At 47.5% G+C, this 25517-nt stretch carries 27 protein-coding genes; 13 read left to right on the top strand and 14 right to left on the bottom strand.

Translation table 11 applies throughout. From position 1 onward, the window contains the following. Positions 1-47: 47 nt before the first annotated feature. The gene (locus U2H13_RS05090; RefSeq protein ID WP_103527027.1) at positions 48-548 is read left to right on the top strand and encodes a universal stress protein; all 501 of its coding nucleotides are present in this window, start codon (positions 48-50) and stop codon (positions 546-548) included. A gap of 38 nt (positions 549-586) precedes the next feature. Here the strand turns inward: U2H13_RS05090 and U2H13_RS05085 are convergent, their stop codons facing one another. Further along, positions 587-1138: a hypothetical protein gene (locus tag U2H13_RS05085; RefSeq protein ID WP_014417310.1), complete on the bottom strand. Its 552-nt coding sequence runs from the start codon at positions 1136-1138 to the stop codon at positions 587-589. 108 nt (positions 1139-1246) lie between these two features. Between U2H13_RS05085 and U2H13_RS05080 the strand changes: the two genes are divergently transcribed. Further along, complete coding sequence (locus U2H13_RS05080; protein ID WP_232489518.1) at positions 1247-1834, top strand: TetR/AcrR family transcriptional regulator; 588 nt, start codon at positions 1247-1249, stop codon at positions 1832-1834. Positions 1835-1872: 38 nt separating this feature from the next. Here U2H13_RS05080 and dat read toward each other — a convergent pair whose 3' ends face one another. Continuing rightward, positions 1873-2724, bottom strand: coding sequence for a D-amino-acid transaminase (gene dat, locus U2H13_RS05075; RefSeq protein WP_014417308.1), 852 nt, complete (start codon positions 2722-2724; stop codon positions 1873-1875). A gap of 256 nt (positions 2725-2980) precedes the next feature. Here dat and U2H13_RS05070 point away from each other — a divergent pair, with 256 nt between their 5' ends. Beyond that, on the top strand, positions 2981-3829 hold the full coding sequence (locus tag U2H13_RS05070; protein WP_376700706.1) for a polysaccharide deacetylase family protein: 849 nt from the start codon (positions 2981-2983) through the stop codon (positions 3827-3829). Positions 3830-3861: 32 nt separating this feature from the next. On the opposite strand, the gene U2H13_RS05065 is transcribed toward U2H13_RS05070, so the two are convergent. From U2H13_RS05065 to U2H13_RS05055, 3 genes are all read right to left on the bottom strand, one after another. Next, positions 3862-4593, bottom strand: coding sequence for an NAD-dependent protein deacylase (locus U2H13_RS05065; RefSeq protein WP_376700805.1), 732 nt, complete (start codon positions 4591-4593; stop codon positions 3862-3864). Between the two features lie 63 nt (positions 4594-4656). Continuing rightward, positions 4657-5772: a mechanosensitive ion channel family protein gene (locus U2H13_RS05060; RefSeq protein ID WP_376700705.1), complete on the bottom strand. Its 1116-nt coding sequence runs from the start codon at positions 5770-5772 to the stop codon at positions 4657-4659. 162 nt (positions 5773-5934) lie between these two features. After that, positions 5935-6039, bottom strand: coding sequence for a YhdX family protein (locus U2H13_RS05055; RefSeq protein ID WP_003155299.1), 105 nt, complete (start codon positions 6037-6039; stop codon positions 5935-5937). 169 nt (positions 6040-6208) lie between these two features. On the opposite strand from U2H13_RS05055, the gene U2H13_RS05050 reads away from it, so the two are divergent. Genes U2H13_RS05050 through crcB form a run of 3 tightly spaced genes read left to right on the top strand, consistent with a single transcriptional unit; the run spans position 6209 to position 7678 of the window. After that, positions 6209-6925, top strand: coding sequence for a glycerophosphodiester phosphodiesterase family protein (locus U2H13_RS05050; protein WP_063636877.1), 717 nt, complete (start codon positions 6209-6211; stop codon positions 6923-6925). Position 6926: 1 nt separating this feature from the next. Then, the gene (locus tag U2H13_RS05045; protein ID WP_063636878.1) at positions 6927-7322 is read left to right on the top strand and encodes a CrcB family protein; all 396 of its coding nucleotides are present in this window, start codon (positions 6927-6929) and stop codon (positions 7320-7322) included. Next, positions 7319-7678 carry a fluoride efflux transporter CrcB gene (gene crcB / locus U2H13_RS05040; protein ID WP_007610339.1) on the top strand — a complete coding sequence of 120 codons (360 nt, stop codon included), beginning with the start codon at positions 7319-7321 and terminating at the stop codon, positions 7676-7678. Before U2H13_RS05045 ends, crcB begins: the two co-directional genes overlap by 4 nt. Before the next feature lie 13 nt (positions 7679-7691). Here crcB and U2H13_RS05035 read toward each other — a convergent pair whose 3' ends face one another. From U2H13_RS05035 to U2H13_RS05025, 3 genes are all read right to left on the bottom strand, one after another. Beyond that, positions 7692-9080 (bottom strand): hemolysin family protein, encoded by a 1389-nt coding sequence (locus U2H13_RS05035; RefSeq protein WP_007610337.1) that lies wholly within the window; start codon positions 9078-9080, stop codon positions 7692-7694. 229 nt (positions 9081-9309) lie between these two features. Continuing rightward, entirely contained in the window at positions 9310-10554 is a 1245-nt protein-coding gene (locus tag U2H13_RS05030; protein ID WP_121984132.1) for a beta-ketoacyl synthase N-terminal-like domain-containing protein, read from the bottom strand. A gap of 32 nt (positions 10555-10586) precedes the next feature. Beyond that, the gene (locus tag U2H13_RS05025) at positions 10587-11771 is read right to left on the bottom strand and encodes a pyridoxal phosphate-dependent aminotransferase (protein WP_015417125.1); all 1185 of its coding nucleotides are present in this window, start codon (positions 11769-11771) and stop codon (positions 10587-10589) included. Positions 11772-11950: 179 nt separating this feature from the next. On the opposite strand from U2H13_RS05025, the gene U2H13_RS05020 reads away from it, so the two are divergent. After that, positions 11951-12376 (top strand): MerR family transcriptional regulator, encoded by a 426-nt coding sequence (locus U2H13_RS05020; RefSeq protein WP_007409263.1) that lies wholly within the window; start codon positions 11951-11953, stop codon positions 12374-12376. A gap of 61 nt (positions 12377-12437) precedes the next feature. Beyond that, positions 12438-13772, top strand: a complete 1335-nt coding sequence (locus tag U2H13_RS05015; RefSeq protein ID WP_007409264.1) for a hemolysin family protein — start codon at positions 12438-12440, stop codon at positions 13770-13772. A gap of 45 nt (positions 13773-13817) precedes the next feature. Here the strand turns inward: U2H13_RS05015 and U2H13_RS05010 are convergent, their stop codons facing one another. Next, positions 13818-14417: a 1-acyl-sn-glycerol-3-phosphate acyltransferase gene (locus tag U2H13_RS05010; protein WP_007409265.1), complete on the bottom strand. Its 600-nt coding sequence runs from the start codon at positions 14415-14417 to the stop codon at positions 13818-13820. A gap of 242 nt (positions 14418-14659) precedes the next feature. Here U2H13_RS05010 and sigM point away from each other — a divergent pair, with 242 nt between their 5' ends. Genes sigM through U2H13_RS04995 form a run of 3 tightly spaced genes read left to right on the top strand, consistent with a single transcriptional unit; the run spans position 14660 to position 16495 of the window. Then, the gene (gene sigM / locus U2H13_RS05005) at positions 14660-15151 is read left to right on the top strand and encodes an RNA polymerase sigma factor SigM (RefSeq protein ID WP_003155312.1); all 492 of its coding nucleotides are present in this window, start codon (positions 14660-14662) and stop codon (positions 15149-15151) included. Beyond that, positions 15141-16217, top strand: a complete 1077-nt coding sequence (locus U2H13_RS05000) for an anti-sigma factor (protein ID WP_087920756.1) — start codon at positions 15141-15143, stop codon at positions 16215-16217. The genes sigM and U2H13_RS05000 overlap by 11 nt, the downstream gene beginning before the upstream one ends. After that, positions 16205-16495, top strand: coding sequence for an anti-sigma-M factor (locus U2H13_RS04995; RefSeq protein ID WP_003155315.1), 291 nt, complete (start codon positions 16205-16207; stop codon positions 16493-16495). The genes U2H13_RS05000 and U2H13_RS04995 overlap by 13 nt, the downstream gene beginning before the upstream one ends. A gap of 36 nt (positions 16496-16531) precedes the next feature. Here the strand turns inward: U2H13_RS04995 and U2H13_RS04990 are convergent, their stop codons facing one another. The 4 genes from U2H13_RS04990 to U2H13_RS04975 form a co-directional block, all read right to left on the bottom strand. Further along, positions 16532-17887, bottom strand: coding sequence for a sodium-dependent transporter (locus U2H13_RS04990; protein WP_022553614.1), 1356 nt, complete (start codon positions 17885-17887; stop codon positions 16532-16534). 114 nt (positions 17888-18001) lie between these two features. Next, the gene (locus U2H13_RS04985) at positions 18002-19405 is read right to left on the bottom strand and encodes an amino acid permease (RefSeq protein ID WP_014417297.1); all 1404 of its coding nucleotides are present in this window, start codon (positions 19403-19405) and stop codon (positions 18002-18004) included. Between the two features lie 333 nt (positions 19406-19738). Continuing rightward, entirely contained in the window at positions 19739-20608 is an 870-nt protein-coding gene (locus tag U2H13_RS04980) for an SDR family oxidoreductase (RefSeq protein WP_021494913.1), read from the bottom strand. A 79-nt stretch (positions 20609-20687) separates the two neighbouring features. Further along, the gene (locus U2H13_RS04975; RefSeq protein WP_042893802.1) at positions 20688-21791 is read right to left on the bottom strand and encodes a citrate synthase/methylcitrate synthase; all 1104 of its coding nucleotides are present in this window, start codon (positions 21789-21791) and stop codon (positions 20688-20690) included. Between the two features lie 109 nt (positions 21792-21900). Here U2H13_RS04975 and U2H13_RS04970 point away from each other — a divergent pair, with 109 nt between their 5' ends. After that, positions 21901-22776, top strand: a complete 876-nt coding sequence (locus U2H13_RS04970; RefSeq protein ID WP_007409271.1) for a LysR family transcriptional regulator — start codon at positions 21901-21903, stop codon at positions 22774-22776. A 68-nt stretch (positions 22777-22844) separates the two neighbouring features. On the opposite strand, the gene U2H13_RS04965 is transcribed toward U2H13_RS04970, so the two are convergent. Beyond that, complete coding sequence (locus U2H13_RS04965) at positions 22845-23669, bottom strand: C40 family peptidase (RefSeq protein ID WP_014417294.1); 825 nt, start codon at positions 23667-23669, stop codon at positions 22845-22847. A 458-nt stretch (positions 23670-24127) separates the two neighbouring features. Between U2H13_RS04965 and U2H13_RS04960 the strand changes: the two genes are divergently transcribed. Then, positions 24128-25507: an alkaline phosphatase gene (locus U2H13_RS04960; protein ID WP_043021357.1), complete on the top strand. Its 1380-nt coding sequence runs from the start codon at positions 24128-24130 to the stop codon at positions 25505-25507. Positions 25508-25517: the final 10 nt, after the last annotated feature.

Here is a 25517-nt window from a genome sequence, read left to right as displayed (position 1 = left end):
ATACGGGTATTGTAAAACAAACCTTTTTTACTGAAAGGATGAGGCCGATGTTTCACGCGGACCGGTTGATAGCAGCTTTTGACGGAAGTGATGATAGTAAAAAAGCGCTCCAAAAAGCCATAGACCTTTCAAAAACGTTTCACGCGGATTTAACGGTCGTACATTCCTACAATGCAAAAGATACCCGGACGATTGTTGATCCCCCGAGGCCGGGAGCCGGGGCAACGTATATCGGCGGCGGGATTGCAAGCGTTCCTGACCCGCTCCAGGCGGAAAGAATCTCCCCTGATCCGATGATTTATGAAGACCGTACGGAAGAAATCGTTGCGGAAGCGAGAATGCTGATGAATGACAGCCAGATTGACGGGGATATCGACATTTTAGAAGGTGATCCCGCTGATGCTATTATCGAGCATGCCGACCGTATATCGGCGGATTTGATCGTCATGGGGAGCCGGGACCAGAACAGGCTGAAAAAACTTTTATTCGGAAGCGTCAGTGAAAAACTGTCATCGAAATCCGATATTCCCGTGCTGATCGTAAAATAATTCTTTCTGTAAAGCAGCTTAGTCAAAAGCTGCTTTTTTTACAGCTCCCGGCTGTTTCTTCTTTTTTTCGGCATCACAAAAAAACTCGCCATGATCAAAAAATCGATGCACAATACGACAGACCAGCCCTTTAACAGTACGCTGAGCGCTTCGGTGCGGGAAGCGTCCTGAATGAGAAATACCGTTCCGGCTAAAAGAACGCCGCCGATGACAAACGCTAATACATGTCTCCCCCACCCTTTTGCATAATGTTTGGCATAATCCAGCCCGTACCGCTTGACCGGTTTTGCCCCTTCCTTGACCACATAATAGCGGAACCGCTCATCCGCCCATTGAATCATGCTTTTCCCGAAGGCGACAGACACTCCGATATAAATGGCCGCCACCGCATGCGCCATAGTCGCCGCCGCCCCTCTGTATAAATCAGCTGCGGCCGCCAGAAACAGTACGGCATCCAATAAAGGAATGAGAGCGAAAAAAAACATTCCGAGCTTTTGCCGCCTGAATATATAGCGCGCCGCCAATCCGAAGATGACAGCCGCCCAAAACGCAGCCTCACAAATGACAATCAACCAAGCAATCGCGTTCAATCCGGTTCCCCCTTATCGTTTTCTAAAATGCATTGTATCACTGCTTTTTATTTAATACAACTGTATTACAAAATTGCAAGAAAAAATATTTCCTGTTACACTGGAACCATGCCTAAAATAATCGATCATGAAAAAAGAAGAAAACAAATAGCCGAAGCCACTTGGCGGACGATTTTGGAGCGGGGAATGGAAGGAGCGACAGTGAGAAACATCGCCCAGGAAGCGGGTCTTTCTTTAGGCGCGCTGAGGCACTATTTCACCACCCAGGATGAGCTTTTAGGGTATGCGATGACACTCGTAAAAGAAAAAGCGGCCGCCAGAATTAACGAAGTTGCCATGAAAGATCTGCCGCCGAAAGAAAAAGCGGTGCGTCTGATGCTTGAAATCATCCCGACAGATGAAGAAACGATGGCTGAAATGGAGGTATGGTTCGCTTTCACAGCTTATGCCAGACATAAGGGAGAAGAGTTTCAACCCCAGCAGGACGGGATCTTGGCATATATCCGCGGCCTGATTGACTGGCTGGATGAAAATAAGCTTCTGAAACCGAATCTTGATAAAGAGATCGAAGCGGAGAAAATGTACGCCATCGCCGACGGATTGGCGCTGCATGCCATGCTTGAACCTGAGCGTCTTTCAAAAGAGAAGATCTCCCGTGTGCTCGTGCAGCATATCGAATCTCTTTTATCTGACTGAAGCAAAAAGGCCGGATGTGTTCCGGCCTTTTTTTCAGCTTATGACTGAACGCCGAGCTCCTGCTGAATGTGCGACTGAAAAGCCTCCTGAATCGTTTTGGCTACAGGTCCCGGCGCGCCGCTTCCGACCGGTTTTCCGTCAAGGGTTACGATCGGGATTAATTCAGCCGTCGTTGACGAGATGAAAATTTCATCCGCATCCCTGAGTTCGTCTTCGGTAAGGGCCTTCTCCCGCACCTCAATCCCGTTTTCTTTCATCAGCTCTAACAGTTTCATCCGCGTAATGCCGTTTAAAATCAGCTCATTTGCAGGATGCGTCCGGACAGTGCCGTTTATGACGGCGTATACATTGGAAGAGGTTCCTTCCGTGACCGCTCCGTCCCTTATCAGCACCGCTTCATAAGCGCCTGCTTCATAGGCTTTTTGTTTAATCATCACATTATACAGTAAATTCAGACTCTTAATGTCACACCTCAGCCAGCGTTTGTCTTCCGCCGTTATGGCCTGCGCTCCGGCTTTTTGTTCATTTTCCGGTTTTTTCACTGAAAAGGTGTATGCCGTCGTCTGCGGTTCCAATCCTTCGTCATACTGGTGCTTCCGCGGCGCCTTCCCTCTCGTCGTCTGTATATAGACCCCGCCGTCAATGAGTTTGTTTTCCTGTACGAGCTTTTGCAGATCCCATTCTATGTCCTCTGCGGAGAACGGCAGGGTGATGCCGATTTCTGCGGCGCTTCTGAAAAGACGGACGATATGCTCACGCAGACCGAATAAGGCGCCGTTATACACTCTGATGACCTCATACACACCGTCACCGAATTGATATCCGCGGTCCTCAATATCAACTGCCGCTTCTTCACGATCAATCAACTGGCCGTTTACTAATGTCTTCATGTAAACCCTCCTCATCGTTATCTGCCGTGATGTACATTCTCAGCTGTTATTGTCAACTATTCTATCATACTGAACGAGCCGGCTGCGGAGTTTATTTTTTTCTTAAAATCTTATTATTCGACATCTTTTCTATGTCTTTTCCAGTTTTGTTCCTGTATACTTGATTCGACATACATATGCTGTTAACTTATGGCACTTCGCAAGCCTCCGCTGTTATCGGCATTATGCAGAAACTTATGCTACTGGAGAGATTGTTATGCGCAACACAAAAGAAGGTGCTTCCCCTTCTCTGTTTTCATTGGCTTTTAAACTTACGAGTTTAGCAGTTTTGTGCGGACTGCTTCTGGTAATCGTCATAATGGGATATTCCGCTTCCGCCGCAAAAAACAAACAGGTCACCGTGACCGCAAACGGGCAGCTTCGGGATGAAGCAGAAAGCCTGCGGCTGAAAAATGATTCTCCCGACGTCTTAATAAAACATTTGCAGAAAGAGCGTGACCCAGGGAAAAAAACGGTATATTTAACCTTCGACGACGGGCCGTCTCCATATACTGAACAGCTGTTGAATGTATTGAAGGCAAATGGCGCAAAGGCCACTTTTTTTATGCTTGAACCGCGGATGAAAGCCTATAAGCATTCCGTGCAAAGAGCGAAGCAGGAAGGAATCGCGCTCGGCCTGCACGGCGTGACGCACGATAATCACCTGTTTTATCAAACACCGACATCACCGCTGAACGAAATGCAGCAGGGACGCGATACGCTCGAGGCAATCACCGGAGTAAAAACGGATCTTGTCCGCACGCCTTACGGCAGTAAACCGTCATTGACGGCTGCCCAGATTAAGAATCTCGAAAAAGGCGGATTCGTGTACTGGGACTGGACGATAGACAGTGAAGACTGGAAGTACAAAAACGCACGGTACGTGCCGGAAGTATTGAATCAGCTCGCATATTTGGAAAGCGTTCATACGAGCAGGCCGCATGTCATTTTAATGCACGATCTGCCTGCGACGGTGCACGCTTTGCCTAGCCTGATCCAAAAACTGAAAGCCCAAGGCTACTCCTTTGATGTTCTGACGGATCAAATGATTCCCGTCCATGAATAAGAAAAGCCGGATCTGTATATGATCCGGCTTTTTTATGTCGCGGCGCTGATCCGTTTTGCAAATTCACCGATCTTCTCATGGATGACAAGATCAAATAAATGGTCGCAATATGTCGGCTCAAGGTTAATGATCACCTGCTTCAAACCGGGAATGCGGCCCGCATCCTCAGGGACAAACCTTGCCGGCGCCACTTCAAGCGAAGTGCCGATCACAAGAAGAAGATTAGCTTTATCAAGCTTTTCATAAAGGGTTTCAAAATGCTGAACGAGATCGCCGAACAGCACGACATCCGTTTTTAATACGGTGCCGCATACCGCATGATCACCGATTTCCGCCGTACATTCCGGCACTTCGTCCTTCAGCAGATGAGAAAGCCCGTAGCGCGCTCCGCAGCGGGGGCATGCGGCGGTCTGAATTGAACCGTGAAGCTCATAGACACTGCTGCTTCCCGCTTTCTTATGCAGCCCGTCAATATTCTGCGTGAAAATGTCTACCTGCTTTCCCCGCTTTTCAAGATCCGCCAAATACGTATGGCCGGCATTCGGCTCATAGCTTCCGCTCATTTTCATCTGAAAGAGCTGTTTGAATTTAGGCCAGAATTCACGCGGACGGCGTTCAAAGTATTCCCTGCTCATCGCTTCCATTCTGGAGGTGTCTTCGGTCCATATACCGCCCGCCGAACGAAAATCAGGAATGCCGGATTCCGTGCTCATTCCCGCTCCCGTCAGCACCACGATACGTTCCGCCTGATTGATCAATGTCATAAACGCTTCCACTCTTCCACCGCCTTTTCTTTTTATCATATCATGAAAAAAGAACGGCGCCTGTTATGCCCGTTCTTTTTCTCCGGAATGATCCTTCACATGAACCGGATCATCGTGGCTCTTCTGTTTTACGAATACATTCTGGCCCGGATAGGCGAACTCCACGCCTTCCTCAGCAAAAATATCAATAATCCGGCGGTTGATATCCTGCCGCACGTCCAAGCTTTCCGCCCAGACGATGGTCTTTGTGTAAAAGTTGAAAAACAGATTATAATAGCTGTCCGCAAACACGTCAAAGTTAACCATAATCGTATCATCATGCACGCCTTCATGTTCACGAAGCATTTCTCTGAGCCTTGTGATGCACCGCTCTAAACGATCAATCGGCGTCGCATAAGAAACACGAACAGAAAACGTGACCTGGCGCTTCGTCATCCTCGTCCAGTTTGTGATGGCTTCCATAGACAGCGTTGAATTGGGCACGGTAACAAGCGCCCCCTGCGCCGTCCGGAACCTTGTGCTTCGGAATGTGATATCTTCAACGCCCCCCGTTACAGATGACGTCTCGACCCAGTCGCCGATCGTAAACGGCTTTTCCGTAATGATGATAATGCCGCCGAAAAAATTGCTGATCGTATCTTTAGCCGCGAGCGCGAAGGCCAATCCGCCAAGTCCGAGTCCGGCCACGAACCCGTTTACATCATAATTGAATTCCTGCGCGATCACACTGACGCTGAGCGCCAGAATGACAAAGCGCAGCACCTTGGATAAAAACGGCGCCAAAATGTCATCCATATCAAGCTCAAAACGCTGATTGACTTTATGAAATAAAAACGAAGACGCCGATGTCAGATTGCAAAGCCCCCAGGCGATCAGCGCAACGATCAGAGAGCGGTACATTTTTTTGATAATGTCCATCTGCCCGTCTAAAAACGGCGAATACTCAATCGCCCAAAACAGACCCAGCGCCACGAAAAACCATCTGGCCGGCTTGTCAAACGCTACGGCAATCTGTTTGAATATGTCGGTTTTCGGCTTGTTCGCCAATTTGTAAATGAGCTGAAAAAAGTATTTGACAAACAGTTTTCTCAAAACGAGAAAAGCCGCTAAAATTCCGATGCTGATACTGATCTGCGACATATGGTCAAGCGTAAAAAAGCTCTGAAATTGTGTCATCATGGCATATGCTCCTTTGTTTTGTCGAAAATCTATTATACTAAAACATTCGGACATCAGCTTCTTTTAATGTCTTTAGGCAGCCTGAAAAACCCCGGCATCAGAGCACAGCCGGGGTTTTCACACATTCGTTCATCTTTCAGCCAGATACAACAGGGTCAGGCACTATTTCTTCTTTGATTGTGTCTGTTTCAGGAGAGTCGCTTTTTGGATTTCAGCATCGGTTTCGGCCTTAATTCTTTCTTCCACTTTCAATCTCCCTTTTCCCATGATCTCGCCTCCTTTTTGCCATTATAAATCATCACTGCGGATTGTAAACCGAAAAAAGCACTATCTTTATTCCGAAAAAATACTGTTTTGCACATTCACCAGTTTGAATCGCTGTGCATATACGAATCTGATATAATAACAGAAATGCCCATGAGGGGAGCTGACAAGCTTGTATACCATCGCTCATCGCGGCGCATCCGGTTACGCGCCCGAAAATACATTTGCGGCATTTGATATCGCTGCCGAAATGAACGCTGATTTCATTGAGCTTGACGTCCAGCTCACAAAAGACGGCCAGATTGTCGTCATCCATGATGACAAAGTCGACCGGACGACGGACGGCTCCGGTTTTGTAAAAGATTTTACGCTGAAGAAGCTGCAGTCTCTGGACGCCGGCAGCTGGTATGGGGCTGAGTTTAAAGGAGAGCGGATTCCCCTGCTCGAAGAGGTCTTGAAGCGTTATCATTCTAAAATCGGATTTTTAATTGAACTGAAAGGGCACGTTTCTCAAGTCGGTCTTGAAAAAGCAGTCGGCCAGCTGTTAAGCAGGTTTTCCTTTTCCATCCACCCTATCGTTCAATCATTCAGCCTCAAGTCGATTCAGACCTTTCACGGCATGTATCCGTCCGTTCCGACTGCAATTATTGCAAGACCCAGCTTCGGGATGTTTTCCAAAAGCCAGCTGGCCGCCTACAAATCAGCCGTACATTATGTCAATATTAAATATACCCGCCTGAATCGGTTCTTGATTTCCACCGCTCACAGACACGGCCTGAAAGTATTTGCCTGGACGGTCAGAAATCAAAAGACGGCCCAAAAGCTGCAAATGATGGCAGTTGACGGCATTGTAACTGATTTTCCGGATTTTATTTCTAAGGATGGCTGATATGAAACAATACATCGCAATTTTTATCGGAGGCGCGCTTGGCGCTTTGCTCCGCTTTGAAATGAGCGCGCACATTCACAGCGGTTCTTTCCCGGCGGCCACTTTCCTCGAAAACGCGGCGGGAAGCCTTTTACTCGGTCTTATTACGGGTTATTTCATCATTCGGGCTAAACGCCCTCTTTTGACCGCCTTTTTAGGAACCGGTTTTTGCGGAGGTTTCACGACGATGTCAACCTTCGCAAAAGAAACCATTTTTCTGCTGCAATCGTCTCCCGCAGCGGCTTTTTGTTATGCTGCCGCGACTTTAATCTCTGGCATTGCCCTTGCATACGCGGGCATTTTCTGGGGACGGCGGATTGCCCTTCACTCTGCGGGAAGGGGGCATGATACGCCATGACGATTGTCCTGATGCTTATCGCAGCGGGTATCGGAGCGGTATTACGGTCTCTGCTGGGTAAAACAATTTCAGAAAGAACAAAAGGTTTTCCGATTCCGCTTGGAATGGCTGCGGTCAACCTGCTCGGCTCCTTCGGCCTCGGCATGTTCACCGGACTGGGCCTGGATAACCCTTCCGCCGGCATCATCATCGCGACAGGCTTTTTCGGTGCGTTTACGACCTTTTCCACGTTCAGTATTGAAGCCGTGCAGCTGATGATGAACAACCGCATAAAGGAAAGCCTGCTCTACATCGCTGTTTCAGCAGCCGGAAGCCTTTTGGGGTTCTGGTGCGGCTTCATTATCATGTCCATTTAAAAAAACCTTGAGCTTATTTTTCGCTCAAGGTTGCGTTATGAAGCATGACCGTTTCAGGCACGGGCAGCTGGCGGTTTATTGTTCCCTGACCGCCCGGGCGGCCCTGTTCTTCTTTGAGTTCAAGCTGTTTAATAAACCGGCCGTCCATTTCTAATATGAGGGCAGTGTATCCCCCGATTTGTATCGACTCACCCGCACAGATGTCAATATTCCGTTTCAGCACAAGACCGCCGATCGTGTCGACTTCCTCTTCAATCCCTGCGCCGAGAAGATGATTCACCTGATCAATCCGAACCTTTCCGTCCAGCACATAATGGCGTTCGGACAGCTTTTGAATCTGCGGCTGTTCGTCTTCATCAAATTCGTCTCTGATATCGCCGACGATTTCTTCAAGGATGTCTTCGGTCGTCACAAGACCGGACGTTCCGCCGTATTCATCAGACAATATCGCCAAATGAATCCGTTCTCTCTGCATTTTTATCAGCAGGTCGTGTATCGGGATCGTCTCGATGACTTCAATCACCGGGCGGACGTAAGACGTGATGGATACTTCCGCTTTTTCATCTTCTGTCATAAACAGCAGATCTGAAAAGAGATGCTTCGTATTGATCATGCCGATGACACTGTCTTTGTCCCCGTCCGTTACGGGCCAGCGCGTATATTTGTCTTTAAGCATCATATCAAGCATTTCCGGCACGTCCATATCAGTGGAAACAGCCGCGATTTCTTTTCTCGGGATCATGATTTCCTTGGCGATCCGATTATCAAAATCAAAAATTTTATTCACAAATGTATATTCAGACGGATTGATTTCTCCGTTTTTTAAACTTTCTGACAGCAGGATCCGCAGCTCTTCTTCAGAGTGGGAGCCTTCATGCTCAGATGCCGGCTTTAATCCGGCCAAACCGGTCAGAATTCTCGCAGAGCCGTTCAACACCCAAATAAACGGGAACATGAACACGTAAAATAACCGAAGCGGTCCGGCAATCCATAACGTCAGCTTTTCCGCTTTTTGAATCGCAACCGTTTTAGGCGCAAGCTCACCGACGACGACATGTAAAAACGTAATCAGCCCGTACGCCGCCGCAAAAGCAATCACATGCTCAGCAGAATCCGGCAGCCCCATGCCCTGAAACACAGGATGAAGCATCCGTTCAAATGCAGGCTCTCCCAGTACGCCGAGCCCGATGGATGTGAGTGTAATGCCAAGCTGCGAGGCGGATAAATACTCATCAAGATCCGTAATGATACGCTTTGCGAGCACCGCCCGTCTGTTCCCTTCTGAAATGAGCTGATCGATTCTGGATCTTCTCACTCTGACGATCGCAAATTCACTCGCCACGAAAAATGCCGTTAACGCAATGAGCACACCGATTAAAATCAAACTGTCAATATCGTCCATTTCACCTTATCCCGAATTGAAGGATAAGGACGTCACCTCCTGATTTCATCGTTTTTTCTTAAGCGAGAGGAACGAAATGGGTGATTGACTACACAGAGGGCCCCATCCTGCCACCTCCTAAGTCAAAGCATGATTGTCATTTGTATAGTTTATTGTATCACAACTCCATTCTTTCATCATTTTCAGATTTTTATCATATAAAAAACAGCCTTCAAAAAGAAGGCTGCCGTTATCTGCTTCGGAAATGATTTTCTAAACAAAGCGCCGTATTAATCCCCCCGAATCCCATGCTTAAGCTTAACGCATGGTGTACGGTATGGATGCTCGGCCCGTCGGTCACCCACTGAAATGAATCGTCAATCGGCTCCGTTAAGTTTCGGATCGGATGAAGCTTGTTTTCCCGCATTTGCAAGAGAGTAGCAATGATTTCCACCGTTCCGGCCGCACTCAGACCGTGTCCGGTAATCGATTTTGTCGCATTAATCCGCGCGTGCGACAGGCCGCTTTCAGAAAGCGCCCGGCATTCAGTCTTATCACCGATCGGCGAACCGGTGCCGTGCGGGTTGATGTAATCGATCTCTTTTACTGAAAGACCGGCCCGCTCCAGCGCCTGGCGGATCACCGTCATTTCGCCCTCTGCTGAAGGATTCGGGTTGCGGTTTGCATCGGAAGCCATCCCCCAGCCCTTTAAGCCGGCCCACGAACGCGCGCCCCTCTGTTCGGCAGATTCAGCGCGTTCCAGCACAATCGCCCCGCACGCCTCTCCGAATATAAACCCGTCCGTATGCCGGTCAAACGGGCGGCAGGCGGCTTCAGGCCGTTCAGCGTATGTATCAGTGCCCATCGCTCCCAAAGAACGGAGAGCATGACACTCCATGTACGACAGATCGGCCAGCGCCCCGATCACGATACATCGGTCAAACAGGCCTCCTTTGATTCCTTGAGCAGCCTGGATAACCGCCGCCTGGCCGCTTGCCGACGCGCCGCCGACCGTAAAGGCCGGCCCTTTTATCCCGAATTGCTCCGTACAAAGCCCCGACAAATCACTATCCATAAAAGAAAGCCCGTATGTCGGATTTACAAATTGCGGCGTTTCACCGTTTTTCTCAAAGACCTGCAGCAATTCGCGCTGCGTCATATTCGAGCCGCCGATGATCAGACCGGTGCGGCTGTGGTCAGCGCCGTCTAATTGAGCGTCATGCCACGCTTCATATAAAGCGATAAGCGCCGTCTTTCCTGATAATGCGGCCCTTCGGTACAAGCGCTTGGACAGCGCGTCCGGCGGCGTTAATTCGCTAAGCTCCGCGCCGATAAACGAACTGCCTTTCTGCCGGCCGGGCCGTTTCATCACATCAAAGGCGTGCCGCCCCTCCATGAGCGCATCGAGAAACGCCTCCTTGCCTTGTCCGACCGCGGTTAAGACTCCGATTCCTGTAATGCTGATGTCTGACGTGCCATTATTTCTCCTCGACATTTGTCCGTTCTCCCATCTTTATGTATTGGAAGCTATGAAGAAAAATCTTGATACAGTGCTTTGAAAATATCGCGCGACTGTCTGATCTGTTCTGAAGGCACGCTGAAAGATAATCGGAAATAGCCGCTTTTTCCAAATCCGCTGCCGGGTACGATCAATAGTTTGTATTTCTGTGCGGCATGCATGCAGAACGCCACCTCGTCTTCAATCGGTGATTTCGGAAAGACGAAAAAGCCTCCTTTCGGCATTTCAAATTCGAAGCCGGCTTCTGTGAGGATGTCCACCATAAGGTCTCTCCGCTTTCTGTAAGGTTCAGCGTCAATCGAAAGATCATCCATTTTCGCCACGGCGCGCTGCATCATGACCGGAGCGTTCACAAAACCGAGCGTCCGGTTGCAGAAAACGAACGCATCCGTCAGAAGATCGCCCTCAGGCATTTGGGCGTCTGCCGCGATATACCCGAGCCTTTCCCCCGCAATGCCGAGATCTTTACTGAACGAACTGACTAAAATCACGCGGTGATACGCCTGAAACGGATTCGCCTGCTCTTCTCCGTAGATCAGCTGGCTGTACGGTTCATCAAATAAAATAAATATGCTTTGGCCGTTCCGCTCTTCGGCTTCTTTTAATAAGGCGCCCAATTCGTTAAGGTTTTTCTGGCTGAGCACAGTCCCCGTCGGATTATGCGGCGTATTAACGATCAGTCCTTTCGTACGGGGGGTGATCGCACCTTTAACCGCTTCAATATCAATCTCAAATGAGTCAGTCAGCGGGCAGATGACGGGTCTGCCGCGGTAATTTTCAACATACGCTTTATATTCCGCAAAATAAGGCGAAAGGAGGATGACTTCTTCCTCCGGGTTTAAAATGCTCTTCAGCGCGACATTCAGCGCCCCGCCGGCTCCGACCGTCATGACTGTATGCCTGGCGGAAATTTCTGTCTGAAACCGCTCTGACAAAAAGCGCGCAACCTTTTCTCTCGCCTCCGGAAGCCCCTGGTTTTGTATGTATCCGTGCCGCCCTGTTTCAGCCGCTTCGCAAAGCGCCTTTTTAAACGTTTCAGGCGGCTCCGCAACCGGATTTCCTATTGAAAAGTCAAACACCTTATCGGCGCCGAACTCTTTTTTCAGCCGCGCGCCTTCATCAAATAGTTTGCGTATCCATGAACCTTTCTCCAGATTCTGTGTCACTTCCCGTGATAAACCGGCCACTGTCATCTGTCCCTTCTGTCTTTTTCTTCCGTTTCTATTTACAATGATTATGAAAGATTTACCTGGCGCAGTCAACGCTTTTTCAGACAGCCCGCCGCGCCGTTTCAGGAGAAAGACGGAAAACAATAAACTTGTGCAAACTCCCCTTCATATATTAAACTATTCTCATAACTATAACGTGATGGTTGGGGAGGGATTTAGATGGGGCTGAGACTTATCGCATCAGTGAATTAGCAGAGCTTGCCGGTGTAACGAAACGCACGGTGGATTACTACACAAACCTCGGGCTTTTAAAGCCTGACAGGTCTTGTTCGAACTATCGTTACTACGATACACTTGCACTTAATCGGTTAAAGTTTATAGTCGCTTGTAAAAAGCAGCGATTGGCCCTGTCTGATATAAAAGATCGACTGGAGAACCAGTTTCCCTCTTCAGCCCTGCCTGACGATATTGGAAATCTGGCATCGGAAATTGATCACATGAATCAAAACATCTCCGTGATCTTGAATCGGTTTGAAAAGCTTGAACCAGAGGAGCGCGCCCAGCTGAAAAAAAGGCTGGCTCCTGAAAAGCTTGCAGTGCTTCAATCATTTATGCTGCTGTTAAGTTAAACCATTATCTTACTAACAGGAGGTGTTACCTTCATCTTCCCAAAAGGAGTGAAGGTTCTAATTGGACATTGTGAATTTGATTTTAGTCGCGGTTTTAATCGCGCTGACGGCATTTTTCGTAGCATCTGAGTTTGCGATAATCAGAATCAGAGGCTCACGGGTTGACCAGCTTATAGCAGAAGGAAATAAAGCCGCAATCGGTGTCAAAAAAGTGACCACGCATTTAGATGAGTATTTATCGGCGTGCCAGCTCGGCATAACATTGACTTCCATCGGTCTTGGTGTCCTAGGCGAATCAACGATTGAACGCTTGCTTCATCCGCTTTTCACAAAGATAAACGTACCAAGCTCATTATCGCATATTATTTCATTTATTCTCGCCTATGCGATCATTACATTCTTACACGTGGTCGTGGGAGAATTGGCGCCGAAAACAGTCGCCATCCAGAAAGCGGAAGCCGTTTCAATGCTGTTTTCGAAACCGCTCATTTGGTTTTACCGCATCATGTTCCCGTTTATCTGGCTTCTGAACAACTCCGCCCGTCTTTTAACGAAGGCGTTCGGTCTGGAGACGGTGTCTGAAAATGAGCTTGCCCACTCTGAAGAAGAGCTGCGCATTATTTTATCGGAAAGCTATAAAAGCGGTGAAATCAACCAGTCTGAATTTAAATATGTGAACAAAATCTTTGAATTTGACGACAGACTTGCAAAAGAAATCATGATTCCGCGTACGGAAATCGTCAGTCTGCCGCATGATATCAAAATCTCTGAAATGATGGACATCATTCAGATTGAAAAATATACCCGGTACCCTGTCGAAGAGGGTGACAAAGATAATATTATCGGCGTTATTAACATTAAAGAAGTGCTGACCGCCTGCATAAGCGGCGAAGTATCAGTCGACTCGCCGATTACCGATTTTGTCAATCCGATCATCCATGTGATTGAGTCGGCACCGATTCACGATCTGCTTGTAAAAATGCAGAAGGAACGGGTTCATATGGCGATTCTGTCGGATGAATACGGCGGAACAGCGGGGCTTGTCACCGTTGAAGACATTATTGAAGAAATCGTCGGGGAAATCCGTGATGAATTTGATATCGATGAAATCAACGAAATCCGTAAACTCGGCGACGGCCATTACATGCTTGACGGCAAGGTCCTGATTGATCAAGTGAACGAACTCCTCGGCATCCATTTAGAAAATGACGAGGTCGACACCATCGGCGGCTGGTTCCTTACCCAGAAATACGACGTCGAACAATACGACTCGATTATCGAAGAAGGCTGTGAATTTATCATTAATGAAATTGACGGCCACCACGTCGCATATATCGAAGTGAAAAAACTGGCGTTTGATGAACTGCTGGAAACCGCCGAACAAAAAGAAGCATAACAAAAAAGCTTGCGCGTCTGATACAGACGGCAAGCTTTTTTTCATTTACAATTGTTCAAGTTTTTTCTCAAGCTCTTTAATTCTGGCATTCAGCTCTTCTGTCATGGCCGCAAGCCTCTCCTTCGGCGCAAGATCGGAAAAGTCCTCCAAAAAAATCGGCTCTCCGATGATAAGCCGCATTTTTCCCTTTTTAAACAGCGCTTTTCCCGTAGACGGCCCTTTATATGCGGCCGGAACGAGCGGCGCTTTTCCCATTTGGGCGATGGTCACGGCCCCTCTTTTCAGCGGGACGTCTTCTGATGTTCTCGTACCGCTCGGAAAAATCCCGACAATCTTCCCTTCCTTCAGAAGCTTAATCGGCGTTTTAATGCTGCTCGGGCCCGGATTTTCACGGTCAACCGGGAACGCGTGAATCTTCTTCAAAAAACGTCCGATCCACTTTTTCTGAAACAGCTCTTTTTTCGCCATATAATGAATCTGATGGGGCAATATCCCGACACCGAGCGTGAGGACGTCCACCCAGCCCGCATGCGTGCACGCGATAACGAATCCTTTATCAGACGGAAGATTCTCTTTATTGTACACTTTCACTCCTCCGCGCAGGGATAGAATGCATTTGATGGCATTTGCACAAAACTTATACATAACGCACTTCCTTTGTTGTAATGATCAAAAGTGTTCTCTCTCTCTCTATTATAACAATATTTTTTATTACCTGGTACTAATAATTATATTTTTCCTCCGCCGATCTCTATCTTTTATGACGGATTTTGGGTACTATAGAGAAATGGTGTTTGATGAGGTGAAAATGAATTTAAGCCGTTTGCATGGAACGTGCAACTTTAAACCTTTCTTATGCGTGTATAACATAGAGGGGAGAAAAGGCAGTGACGATCGATGAAATTTACCAAATGTATATGAATGATGTTTACCGGTTCCTGCTCTCCATGACAAAAGACAAGCATCTCGCTGAAGATTTGCTGCAGGAAACCTTTATGAGGGCATACATACACATTCACTCCTACGACCACAGCAAAGTAAAGCCATGGCTTTTTCAAGTGGCGAGAAATGCGTTTATAGATTATGTCAGAAAACATAAAAAGGAAGTGACCATTTCCGATGACTTAATTGGGAGCCTTTTTCAGACGGCTGTTCAAAGCCCGGCTCATCAGATTGAAATCAAGGAAGTGCTGACAGGGTATATGTCCGAACTTCCCGACAATTATCGGGAGGCCTTAACACTGTATTATTTAAAAGAACTGAATTACAAAGAAGCATCCCATATTATGAATATTTCAGAGGCTAATTTTAAAAGTGTTTTATTTCGTGCCAGACAGCGGCTGAAAGCACTTTATAATAGAGGTGTTAATGATGAATGAAGAATTTAAAAAGCGTTTTTACCAATACAAAAATGGAGAAATGAGCGACCGGGAAATGGCCGCCTTTGAAGAAGAGCTGGAAAAGCTGGAAGTCTATCAGGAATTGATTGAAAGCGAAATGCAGGACGATCGGGAATGGGACGTCGGCATCAGCCCGGAAAAACAGAAGGCCATTTTATCATACGGAAAACGCAAATCGTATTTGCGGATTTCAGTTCTCGCCGTCATCTCCACTTTGATGATTTTGCCGCTTTGCACTTTGGGAAGCTACCTCTATTACGGTCTGGGAGGAAAGGAAAGCACCGGCAATCAATTAATGGAGACCGCGGCAGTGACGGTGGCGACCACAATGCCGAACGTCCTCGTCGATACCTCCGGACTGAAAAGCCAGGTGAAGCTGTTTGGAATGAATACGGAATTTCCGCTGCAAAAGCAGATCGGCACAAAAACGAAATCCGTCGGCGGAGAACGGATTGAAATGTTTTTAGATACGGTCAAATCGCCTGCCGTTAACTACTATGATCTAGACGCGGCACAGGCAAAGCATTATTTCGCCCATCCTTCCGGCTTAAAGGAACGCACGATTGAAAAAGCCGGTCAGACATTAAAAAAATTGCCTGAAGGAAGCGTGGCGGAGGTCTATCTTTCTTATGACCGGGCCTACCCTTCTTCTCAAGTATATTCAACTTTTAAAAAATACGATGTGAAGTTTTTATGGAATGCGGTCGAAACGGAGAAAAATCTGAAAGACAGTCCTTATGCCGAGCCGTTAGGATTTCCCGGGAAAGATTCTAAGATGGTGTCCTCTTTCGAAACGCAAGGACAGACAGACCGTGAACAATTTATCAATGCCCTTGAATTTATGTCCCGCCATAAAAAATGGGCGCATGCAATATCGAAACGCAAAGACATGAATCTGGGCAGCCGAATCGACTATGTTGAACATCACGGAATGAACGTATACGGCTCTGTCGTGACGGGGCCGACAAAAGAAATCGAACGTCTGCTGAAAAACAAAACAGTAAAAGCAGCAAACATCGGTGAGGTGGAATTATGGAATTGGTAAGAATTTTTAAAGAGCATAATGTTTTCGGCTGGATATCAGTCGGTACCGCGATTTTGTCGCTGCTGCTTTTGAACGTGGCAATCATCAGCAATGTGACTTTCTATTCTTATCAGATGCTGCCGTTTGCGATGGCCGCCGTGCCGTTCGGCATCATTGAGCTGTTTATTAAAAAAGGACGGACGGGCCCGGGACTGCTCGGTGTCATTCTCAATCTGTTCGTCATTGTCTGTGTATATACGATCGTTGCCGTTGATACGAATCTGCAATTCGGTTTTTAAACATAAAAACAGGCCCTTTTACGGGGGCCTGTTTTTTTAAAATGAAAGAACGCCGATTAAATGCAGCAATACGACGATGATAGCCAGCGGCACGAGATATTTCAAAAGGAAATACCACAGTTGAAAGAAACGATAGCCGATGGCGGAACCGCTTTTCATCTCGGCAAACAGCTCCTGCTTCGGTATTTTCAGCGGGACGAAGATTGATATTAATAAAGCGCCGAGCGGAATCAGCACATTGCTGACGGTGAAATCCGCAAGATCAAAAAACGTTTTTCCGAACAAATGAACATCACCGAGAACACCGTATGATAAACAGGACGGAATTCCGACTAAGAAAATGAGCAAACCGCTTGTCCACGACAGCTTCTTTCTTTTCGTTTCATCACCTTTCCCGACAGTCGCCACGATAATTTCCACCATCGAAAAGGCCGAAGTCAGAGCGGCGAAGAAAAAGACAGCCAAAAAGCTGATAAAAAACAGCGAGCCGAACGGCAGCCGGTCAAACACAGCCGGCAGCACGGTAAACAGCAGTGTAGGCCCTTCATCCGGTTTAAAGCCGAACGAAAAAACCGCCGGGAAAATGGCCAGTCCCGCAAACAGCGTGACGAGCACATTCATCAAAACAATGGAACCCGCCGAACCCGGAAGATTTTGGGTTTTCGGCAGATACGAACTGTATGTCACCATGACCGAAACACCGAGCGTTAATGTAAAAAACGCCTGTCCTAAAGCATATAGGATGGATTCCGGCGTCAAGTCTTCAAAGTGCGGAACCAATAAAAATTTAATCCCCTCAACGGCATGATCGAGCGTGACTGATCGCAGCACTAGCAATAGAAACAGCACGAATAAAATCGGCATCAGCACCGCACTGACACGTTCAATCCCTTTCTGCACGCCTTTTGCGACGACCGCCACCGTCATGATCATAAATACAAGCTGCGCAATGAGAGTCTGGATCGGATTTTCAATGACCGTCCCGAACACCGTGCCGTACTGCTCCTGAGTGAGCCCGGATAAAGAACCGGTAACGGCTTTTAACACATAAAGCAAAATCCACCCGCCGACAACACTGTAAAAAGACAAAACTAAAAAACAGGCCGCCACACCCACATAACCCGTGAGGTGCCATACCGACTTCGGCGCGGCTTGTTTGTAGGCATCAATCGCATTTGTCTGGCTCCGTCTTCCGAAAATAAATTCACCGAGCAAAAGCGGATAGCCTAAAAGCACGGTAAAGAGGACGAATAAAAGAAAAAAAGCGCCTCCTCCGTTCGTACCCGCTACGTAAGGGAACTTCCAAATGGCTCCCAGGCCGATCGCCGAACCGGCAGCGGCCATAATAAATCCTATTTTCGAGGCCCATTGAACCCTTTTTTGGTCAGACACGACTTTCCACTTCCCTTCCGCCCTATATTATCCCTTATTCGCTGCGATAACTTAAGCCCATTTCAATATGTTTCATTATTCCGAAAAATAAAAAGGAGCGGCGGGTGCCGCTCCTTACAAATCCCCGTTTAATTTCGAATGCTTTCTCGAATATAAGAAATAAATCACCAGACCGATGATCAGCCAGATAAAGAAACGGAATATGGTGGTAGCGCCGAGGTTAATAATCAAAAACACGCAGAACAGAATGGACAATATCGGAATAAAGGGAACCCCCGGACATTTAAAAGCCCTCGGCAGATCAGGCTGTTTCTTTCTCAATACGATAACCGCCACGGAAATCAGGACAAACGCGGCAAGCGTGCCGATGTTCACCAGCTTCGCCAGTTCATCAAGCGGGACGAGCGAACCGAGTAATGCTGACAGGATGCCGAACACCCATGTCACCACGTGCGGCGTTTTATGCTTCGGATGGACTTTTGAAAGCGCCCCCGGTACCAAACCGTCACGGGACATGGCAAACATCACCCTCGTCTGGCCGTACAGCATGACGAGCATCACCGTTGTCATCCCCAACACTGCGCCGATATCAATAATCCCGGCCACCCAATTCTGTCCTGCCATCTGCAGGACGAGAGACACGGGATGGTCAACGCCTTCAAAGCGGGCAAACGGAACGACGCCCGTCATAATCGCCGATACGGTCACATACAGCACAGTGCAGACGATTAATGAAAAGATAATTCCTTTCGGCAGATCCTTTGCCGGATTTTTCGTTTCTTCAGCGGCGGAAGAGACGGCGTCAAAACCGATAAAAGAGAAGAAAACGAGCGCCGCGGCACTGAAAACACCGCCGAACCCCATCGGTATAAACGGCTGCCAGTTGTGAGGTTTGACATATACGGCCGCAACGGCGATAAACAATAGAACAACCAGAACCTTCAAAATGACCATAATATTATTGACCCGCTTCGATTCCCTAATGCCTAAGTAGAGGAGGAATGTAATCGCAAGCACGATAACAAATGCGGGGAGATTAAAGAATGTGACCGTGCCTTTAATGGATCCCGGCGCGGCCGTTAATGCGGTCGGAAGATGAATGCCGAAGCCCGCCAAGAATGATTGAAAATAGCCGGACCACCCGACCGAAACCGCGCTGACGGCGAGCATATATTCCAAGATTAAATCCCATCCGATGATAAACGCGAGAAGTTCACCCAGTGTCGCATAAGTAAACGTGTAGACGGAACCTGAAACCGGGACGCTTGAAGCAAATTCGGCATAGGACAGAGCCGCAAATAAACACGCAAGAGCGGCGATGACAAATGAAACGGTCAGCCCCGGCCCCGCCGTGACAGCGCCTGTTCCGGTTAATACAAAAATCCCCGTTCCGATGATGGCCCCTATCCCCAGAAGGGTCAAATCAAAGGCCCCTAACTCTCTTTTCAGCGACTTTTCCCCGCCTGTTGCGGCAAGCAGGTCCTGAATGCTTTTCTTTCTGAATACGCTCCCCTTCATCTGCTTCACTCCTTGTAAACCAATATATGTTAGAATATTCAGATAACAATAGCGATAATGACTAAATTCTTATTTTTCGCATGAAATGTTTCAGCACATCATTCCTTTCTCCTACATCATATTATAGCGAAAAATATAAAAATGAAAATAACTTTTTTGAAAATTCTATATATTATTTTTAGTTTTCATAAAACAAAACTCAGCGGATTTTCCACTGTGAAATATTAACATTAGTGATTCAGCCGGAGACTTCCATTTTTTAAAAATCGTATTCATATGTACGTTCAAATAAAAATCCCGCCCTTTTTAAAAGCGCGGGATAAAACTTGCGTATTATGTTGAAATAAATCTGCCGCCATTTACGTGAATGGTTTGCCCCGTTATATAGGAAGATTCGTCTGAAGCCAGAAGCACGTAAGCTCCGGCGTGTTCCGCAGGCTGTCCCGGTCTTCCCATCGGAGTGTCCAGACCATGCTTTTCCACCTTTTCTTCAGTAAACGTTGCCGGAATCAGGGCGGTCCAGATCGGGCCAGGGGCCACCGCATTTACTCTGATCCCCTGATCGGCCAATGACATCGCCATTGAACGAGTAAAGGAAACGATGCCGCCTTTCGTGCACGAATAGTCGATCAATGATGTGTCTCCCTGATAAGCGGTAATCGACGTTGTATTAATGATGGCGCTCCCTCTTTTGAGATGAGGCAGCACGGCTTTTGTCATATGAAACATGGAAAACATGTTTGTACGGAATGTCTTCTCCAGCTGTTCAGCTGTAATATCAAGAATCCCGTTTTGCGGATGCTGCTCAGCCGCATTATTAACGAGAATATCTATTTTTCCGTAGTGATCTAAGACTTGCCGGACCGCCTTCTGACAATGCGCCTCATCACCGACGTCCCCCGGAATTAACAGGCATTCGGCCTGGTATTCTTCCGCACGCTTTTTCGTTCTCTCGGCATCGGCATGTTCGTCTAGGTACAGGATGGCAAGATCCGCCCCTTCCTTCGCGTAAGCGATCGCAGCCGCTGCGCCGATGCCGCTGTCTCCGCCCGTGATGACGGCGACTTTTCCTTTTAATCTGCCCGACCCTTTTACATCCGGGTCCTCCAAGAGCGGCTTCGGCTCCATGTCTGACTCAATGCCGGGCTGGCGGTTTTGCACCTGCGGCTTTTGTCCTTCCGTCTGTCTGTCCATCGGATTCATATTCTCACACTCCTGCAATTGGTATTACTGAGACGATACCACGCAGTGTGGGGAGTTAAACGGACAAATATGCCGGTGATTAAAGCTGCTGAGCCGTTTCGGGAAAAGCGCCGGTGTATTTGGCAGACGGCCTGTAAATCATGTTGTCAGCGGACTGTTCAAGCACGTGTGCGCACCAGCCTGCCATTCTGCTTGCTGAAAAGGTCGGCGTAAATAAATCATTGTCGACATCAATGGCCTGCATCACAGCCGCTGCGTAAAACTCCACATTCGTATACAGCTTCCGTCCGGGCTTATATTGCTCTAACAGGCGGATGGCTTCCTTCTCCACATAAAGCGCCAAGTCAAGCGACGGATCATTTCCCGCCACTTCTTCAGCCTTTATGCGCAGCGCTTCCGCCCGCGGGTCTTTTGTTTTGTACACCCTGTGCCCGAAGCCCATCAGGCGTTCTCCCCTCATAAGCTTCGCTGTCAAAAACGCTTCTGCATTTTCTTTTTCTCCGATGTCTTCAAGCATTTTCGTGACGCCTGAAGGCGCGCCTCCGTGCAGCGGTCCTTTCATCGTACCCAGTGCGGCAGTGACGGCAGACACTAAGTCCGATTCAGTCGAAACGGTGACTCTCGCTGAAAAAGTCGATGCATTCATGCCGTGCTCCATCGCCAGAATCATATACGTCTCAAGCGCTTTCTTTTGGGCTGCGGACGGCTGCCTGCCTGTCAGCATATACAAATAGTTTTCAACGTGTCCGTATCGCGCCTCAGGTGACAACGCTTCCTTCCCTTGTTTACGGCGGTATCTGTACGCAATAATCGTCGGTGTGACGGCAATCAGTTTAATCGCTTCTTCCGGCTTGGGCGGATATGTAAATGAATCTGTGCCCAAACCTGAAACAGCCGTTCTCAGCACCGCCATGTCGTCCATTTCATCCGGAAGCGTTTCCAGTAAGCCGATCAAATGTTTCGGAAGCCCGCGCTCGGCTGCAAGTTCTTCCTGAAACGCAAGCAATTGCCGCTCATCAGGAAGCGCCCCGTTCAAAATGAGATACGCCGCTTCTTCAAAACTGGATTGCAGCGCGATATCCTTCGCATCATAGCCGCGATATATTAAATGCCCCTTTTCTCCGTCAATGTGGCTGATCGCCGTTTCTGCACAAGTAATCCCTTTCAATCCACGATAAATCAATTTCATTCCCCCTTATCCTCTTTCTGTTATTATAGTAAATATAATATTTAAAAAATAATGAATATTTTTAAGGGAATTAATTAAAACTTTTAATCAGAGGAGTGCATCTATGGATTTTAAATGGCTTCACACCTTCGTCACCGCGGCAAAATATGAGAATTTCAGAAAAACGGCGGAAACGCTTTTTTTATCTCAGCCGACCGTCACCGTTCATATAAAATTATTAGAGAAAGAAATCAGCTGCAAGCTGTTTCAGCGAAGCGGCCGGAAAATACAATTGACGGAAGAAGGAAAAGCATACGTGCCGTTTGCCATGAGGCTTTTGGAAGACTATGAAAACAGCATGGCGGAGCTGCACAGGGTGCGCCAGGGCTACTCGCACACACTGACACTCGCTGTTTCGCCGCTTATCGCCGACACCGTTCTCCCGTCTGTCATGAAGCGTTATACAGAGGACAATAAAGAAACCGAAATGACGGTCACCATTTTCGAATCGGAAGAAATCGCCTCTCAAATCAGAAACGGCTCAGCCGATATCGGACTGAGCTGCTTAAAGGTGCAATCATCTTCCCTCACTTGCCGCCCCCTGTACAATGACCCCGTTGTCCTCGTCGCGCCGCCCGGCCGAAAACCCGGGACAGGGAAGGCGGATGAAGTGAAAGACCTGTTCGGACAATATCTGCTTTTGACCCATAACCACCCTGACTATTGGGATGATTTGCTCCGCCAGGTCAGAATACAGTTCCCTTTCGTCAGGACAATGAAGGTGACACAGACGCATATTACGAAACGATTTATTAAAGAGGGGCTGGGTGTCTCATTTCTGCCGCTGTCAGCGGTACGGGCCGAACTCGCCGCAGGCAGCATGATTGAAATTCCGTGCGAATTCGCCCAGATGCCGAGCGCGGGCGCGTACGCCATTGCCCTCTATGAAAATGAGAAAAAGAAAACCTTTTTAGATTTTTTATCACATTTTCATTTTTAGGTGAAACAAATGGAGCTCTGTCCCGTCTAAATAAAAAACCCGTTCTGATGAACGGGTTTCTATCGCTGCTAGAATCTTTTCGCGCCAAGGTAGCGAGGTTTCCAGTAGCTGTTATTCAGATCACTTGTTGTGACGCCGTCAGAACCGGCATGGATGAACTTGTTGTTTCCGATGTACACACCCATGTGTGAAGGGCCGGCCTGATATGTTGTAAAGAAGACGAAGTCTCCTCTTGACGGGCTGGACACGCTCTTCATTGAGCTCCAGTATCCCGCAGTGCTTGTTCTGCCGACACTCGTCTGTTTGTTTAACAGGTACCAAATAAATCCGCTGCAGTCAAAGCCGGAAGTCGTTGTTCCGCCCCATACATACGGCGTGCCGATTAAAGATTGCGCATCAGAAATCAGCTTGTTTACATTCAGGCTCGTCTGTGCAGCATTATGGCTGGATGAAGGCTGCTTTGATGACGAAGACCCTGAAGACGTTGAACCGGAAGTTGATCCCTTTACTTTAAGAACTTGTCCGATGCGGATCAGGTCCGTTTTTAAACCGTTTAAACTTTTTAATTGGTTTACCGTCATTTTATATTTATTCGCAATTTTCCAAAGGCTGTCGCCTTTTACGACTTTATATGTAGACGATGATGACTTGCTGCCCGAATTTGAACCTGAAGATGATTTACCGTTGATCGAAAGCGTCTGGCCGATGTAAATGATATCCGATTTTAATTTGTTCTCAGATTTAATGGAATTAATTGACGTTCCGTACCGATTTGAAAGTCCCCATAATGTATCGCCTTTTTTTACCTTAATCGTTTGCGCAGATGCCGCGCCCGCAAACAAAGTCGTCCCCAAAACCACTGCCGTTGTTGCTGTAACAAGTTGCTTTTTCATGTTTTCCTCCCCGAATGATTCTATCTATTTTATGTGTCTCTTTTTTAAAGTTTTTATCTGTTTCCTATTATAAGGTTCAATTTCCACTAGAAATAGACTTGACTTCCCGTGACAAATTTCTTACTAATTCGTTTTTAAAAAAAGTTTTTAAGGGTATTAAATATTTCAATTTGATTTCAAACGTGACGAAAAACGAGTCAATTTGTCATGTTTTTTTCCTGTGATCCTCGTATTTTGGAAAAACAAAGCAGTTTATTTTCCAAATAACCCCTTGTTAAAAAAATCCTCGTCTTTTTCAAAAAAGTGAATGGTTTTCACTCTTTCTTGAAAACATAAGTTACACCGGAATTTACATTTCTAACAATGTTTCACCTGAAATTTACAGGAGGAACAGGCGCTCTTTACAAACATCCCCTACCATTAGACATGCAGACAAGATTAAAGGAGGACGAGTGAGAATGAGTCTATTTAAACAGGTTCGATCAAAACTTCTGCCGGCGGCAGCCGTATCCGTGCTGACAGCCGGTCTGATTGCGGGCGCGGGGCTTCAGCACTCCGAACAGGCTGCGGCAAAAAAACAGCCTGACAAAAACGAAATCAGAAACGTCATCTTCATGGTCGGCGACGGAATGGGCGCTCCCTATATGAACGCCTACCGTTCGGTCATTAACAAAGGAAAGCCTTCGGATGGCATGAAACTGACGGCATTCGACCCCAATCTCACCGGTATGATGATGACTTACCCTGACGATCCTGATTCCAATATTACCGATTCCGCGGCGGCAGGCACGGCAATGGCCACAGGCGTGAAAACGTATAACGCGGCGATCGGAGTCGATAAAAAAGGAAAGCGGGTAAAATCCGTCCTCGAAGAAGCGAAACAAAGAGGCAAATCCACCGGACTTGTCGCAACTTCGGAGATTGCCCACGCCACTCCTGCGGCATTCGGAGCCCATAACAAATCCAGAAAAAATATGGATGACATCGCAAGCAGCTACTTTGATGACCGCATCAACGGAAAACAGAAAGTCGATGTGCTCCTCGGAGGCGGCAAATCAAACTTTATCCGTAAAGACCGCAATGTAACAAAGGATTTCAAAAAAGCGGGATACAGCTACGTTACATCAAAACAGGAGCTCAAAAAGGATCGTAACAAGAAGATTCTCGGCCTGTTTGCCGATGGCGGACTCGACAAAGCAATCGACCGCTCAAACGCCGTCCCTTCATTAGAAGACATGACAACGGCAGCGATCGACAGGCTGAACAAGAATAAAAAAGGGTTTTTCTTAATGGTCGAAGGCAGCCAAATTGACTGGGCGGGACATGACAATGATATAGTCGGCGCAATGAGTGAAATGAAGGATTTTGAAAAAGCGTATAAAGCAGCGATCGCATTTGCCAAAAAGGACAAACATACGCTTGTCGTTGCCACGGCCGATCATACCACCGGCGGATTGACGATCGGCGCGAATGACGATAAAAACTGGCATGTTGAACCGATTCTTGCCGCCAAAAAAACCCCGGCATTTATGGCTGACCAAATCAAAGCGGGCAAATCCGTATCTTCCGTGCTTGCGCGTTATACAGACCTGAAATGGTCAAAAGCTGAGATCAAACAGATCGAAACGGCCGCAAAACAGGATGCTGACAAGAGCATCTACAAAGCGATAATTAAGCTCTTTAATGCGAAAACCAACAGCGGCTGGACAACCGGCGATCATACGGGCGAAGAAGTTCCCGTTTACGCGTACGGTCCGGGAAGAGAGTCATTTACGGGGCTTTTAAACAACACGGACCAGGCCAAAAAGATCTTTCACATCCTGAAACACGGAAAATAAAAAAAGGATG

The organism is Bacillus sp. A1, from assembly GCF_042296235.1.
Taxonomy (GTDB): Bacteria; Bacillota; Bacilli; order Bacillales; family Bacillaceae; genus Bacillus; species Bacillus velezensis.
Note: the sequence above shows the minus strand (reverse complement) of the source record. Positions and strands in the feature narration are given on the sequence as shown.

Coding starts and splice junctions, on each gene's coding strand:
- U2H13_RS05090 (WP_103527027.1), top strand. CDS start 48: ATGTTTCACGCGGACCGGTTGATAGCAGCTTTTGACGGAAGTGATGAT.
- U2H13_RS05080 (WP_232489518.1), top strand. CDS start 1,247: ATGCCTAAAATAATCGATCATGAAAAAAGAAGAAAACAAATAGCCGAA.
- dat (WP_014417308.1), bottom strand. CDS start 2,724: ATGAAGACATTAGTAAACGGCCAGTTGATTGATCGTGAAGAAGCGGCA.
- U2H13_RS05070 (WP_376700706.1), top strand. CDS start 2,981: ATGCGCAACACAAAAGAAGGTGCTTCCCCTTCTCTGTTTTCATTGGCT.
- U2H13_RS05065 (WP_376700805.1), bottom strand. CDS start 4,593: ATGACATTGATCAATCAGGCGGAACGTATCGTGGTGCTGACGGGAGCG.
- U2H13_RS05060 (WP_376700705.1), bottom strand. CDS start 5,772: ATGATGACACAATTTCAGAGCTTTTTTACGCTTGACCATATGTCGCAG.
- U2H13_RS05055 (WP_003155299.1), bottom strand. CDS start 6,039: ATGGGAAAAGGGAGATTGAAAGTGGAAGAAAGAATTAAGGCCGAAACC.
- U2H13_RS05045 (WP_063636878.1), top strand. CDS start 6,927: ATGAAACAATACATCGCAATTTTTATCGGAGGCGCGCTTGGCGCTTTG.
- crcB (WP_007610339.1), top strand. CDS start 7,319: ATGACGATTGTCCTGATGCTTATCGCAGCGGGTATCGGAGCGGTATTA.
- U2H13_RS05035 (WP_007610337.1), bottom strand. CDS start 9,080: ATGGACGATATTGACAGTTTGATTTTAATCGGTGTGCTCATTGCGTTA.
- U2H13_RS05030 (WP_121984132.1), bottom strand. CDS start 10,554: ATGTCGAGGAGAAATAATGGCACGTCAGACATCAGCATTACAGGAATC.
- U2H13_RS05025 (WP_015417125.1), bottom strand. CDS start 11,771: ATGACAGTGGCCGGTTTATCACGGGAAGTGACACAGAATCTGGAGAAA.
- U2H13_RS05010 (WP_007409265.1), bottom strand. CDS start 14,417: ATGTATAAGTTTTGTGCAAATGCCATCAAATGCATTCTATCCCTGCGC.
- U2H13_RS05000 (WP_087920756.1), top strand. CDS start 15,141: ATGATGAATGAAGAATTTAAAAAGCGTTTTTACCAATACAAAAATGGA.
- U2H13_RS04995 (WP_003155315.1), top strand. CDS start 16,205: ATGGAATTGGTAAGAATTTTTAAAGAGCATAATGTTTTCGGCTGGATA.
- U2H13_RS04985 (WP_014417297.1), bottom strand. CDS start 19,405: ATGAAGGGGAGCGTATTCAGAAAGAAAAGCATTCAGGACCTGCTTGCC.
- U2H13_RS04980 (WP_021494913.1), bottom strand. CDS start 20,608: ATGAATCCGATGGACAGACAGACGGAAGGACAAAAGCCGCAGGTGCAA.
- U2H13_RS04970 (WP_007409271.1), top strand. CDS start 21,901: ATGGATTTTAAATGGCTTCACACCTTCGTCACCGCGGCAAAATATGAG.
- U2H13_RS04965 (WP_014417294.1), bottom strand. CDS start 23,669: ATGAAAAAGCAACTTGTTACAGCAACAACGGCAGTGGTTTTGGGGACG.
- U2H13_RS04960 (WP_043021357.1), top strand. CDS start 24,128: ATGAGTCTATTTAAACAGGTTCGATCAAAACTTCTGCCGGCGGCAGCC.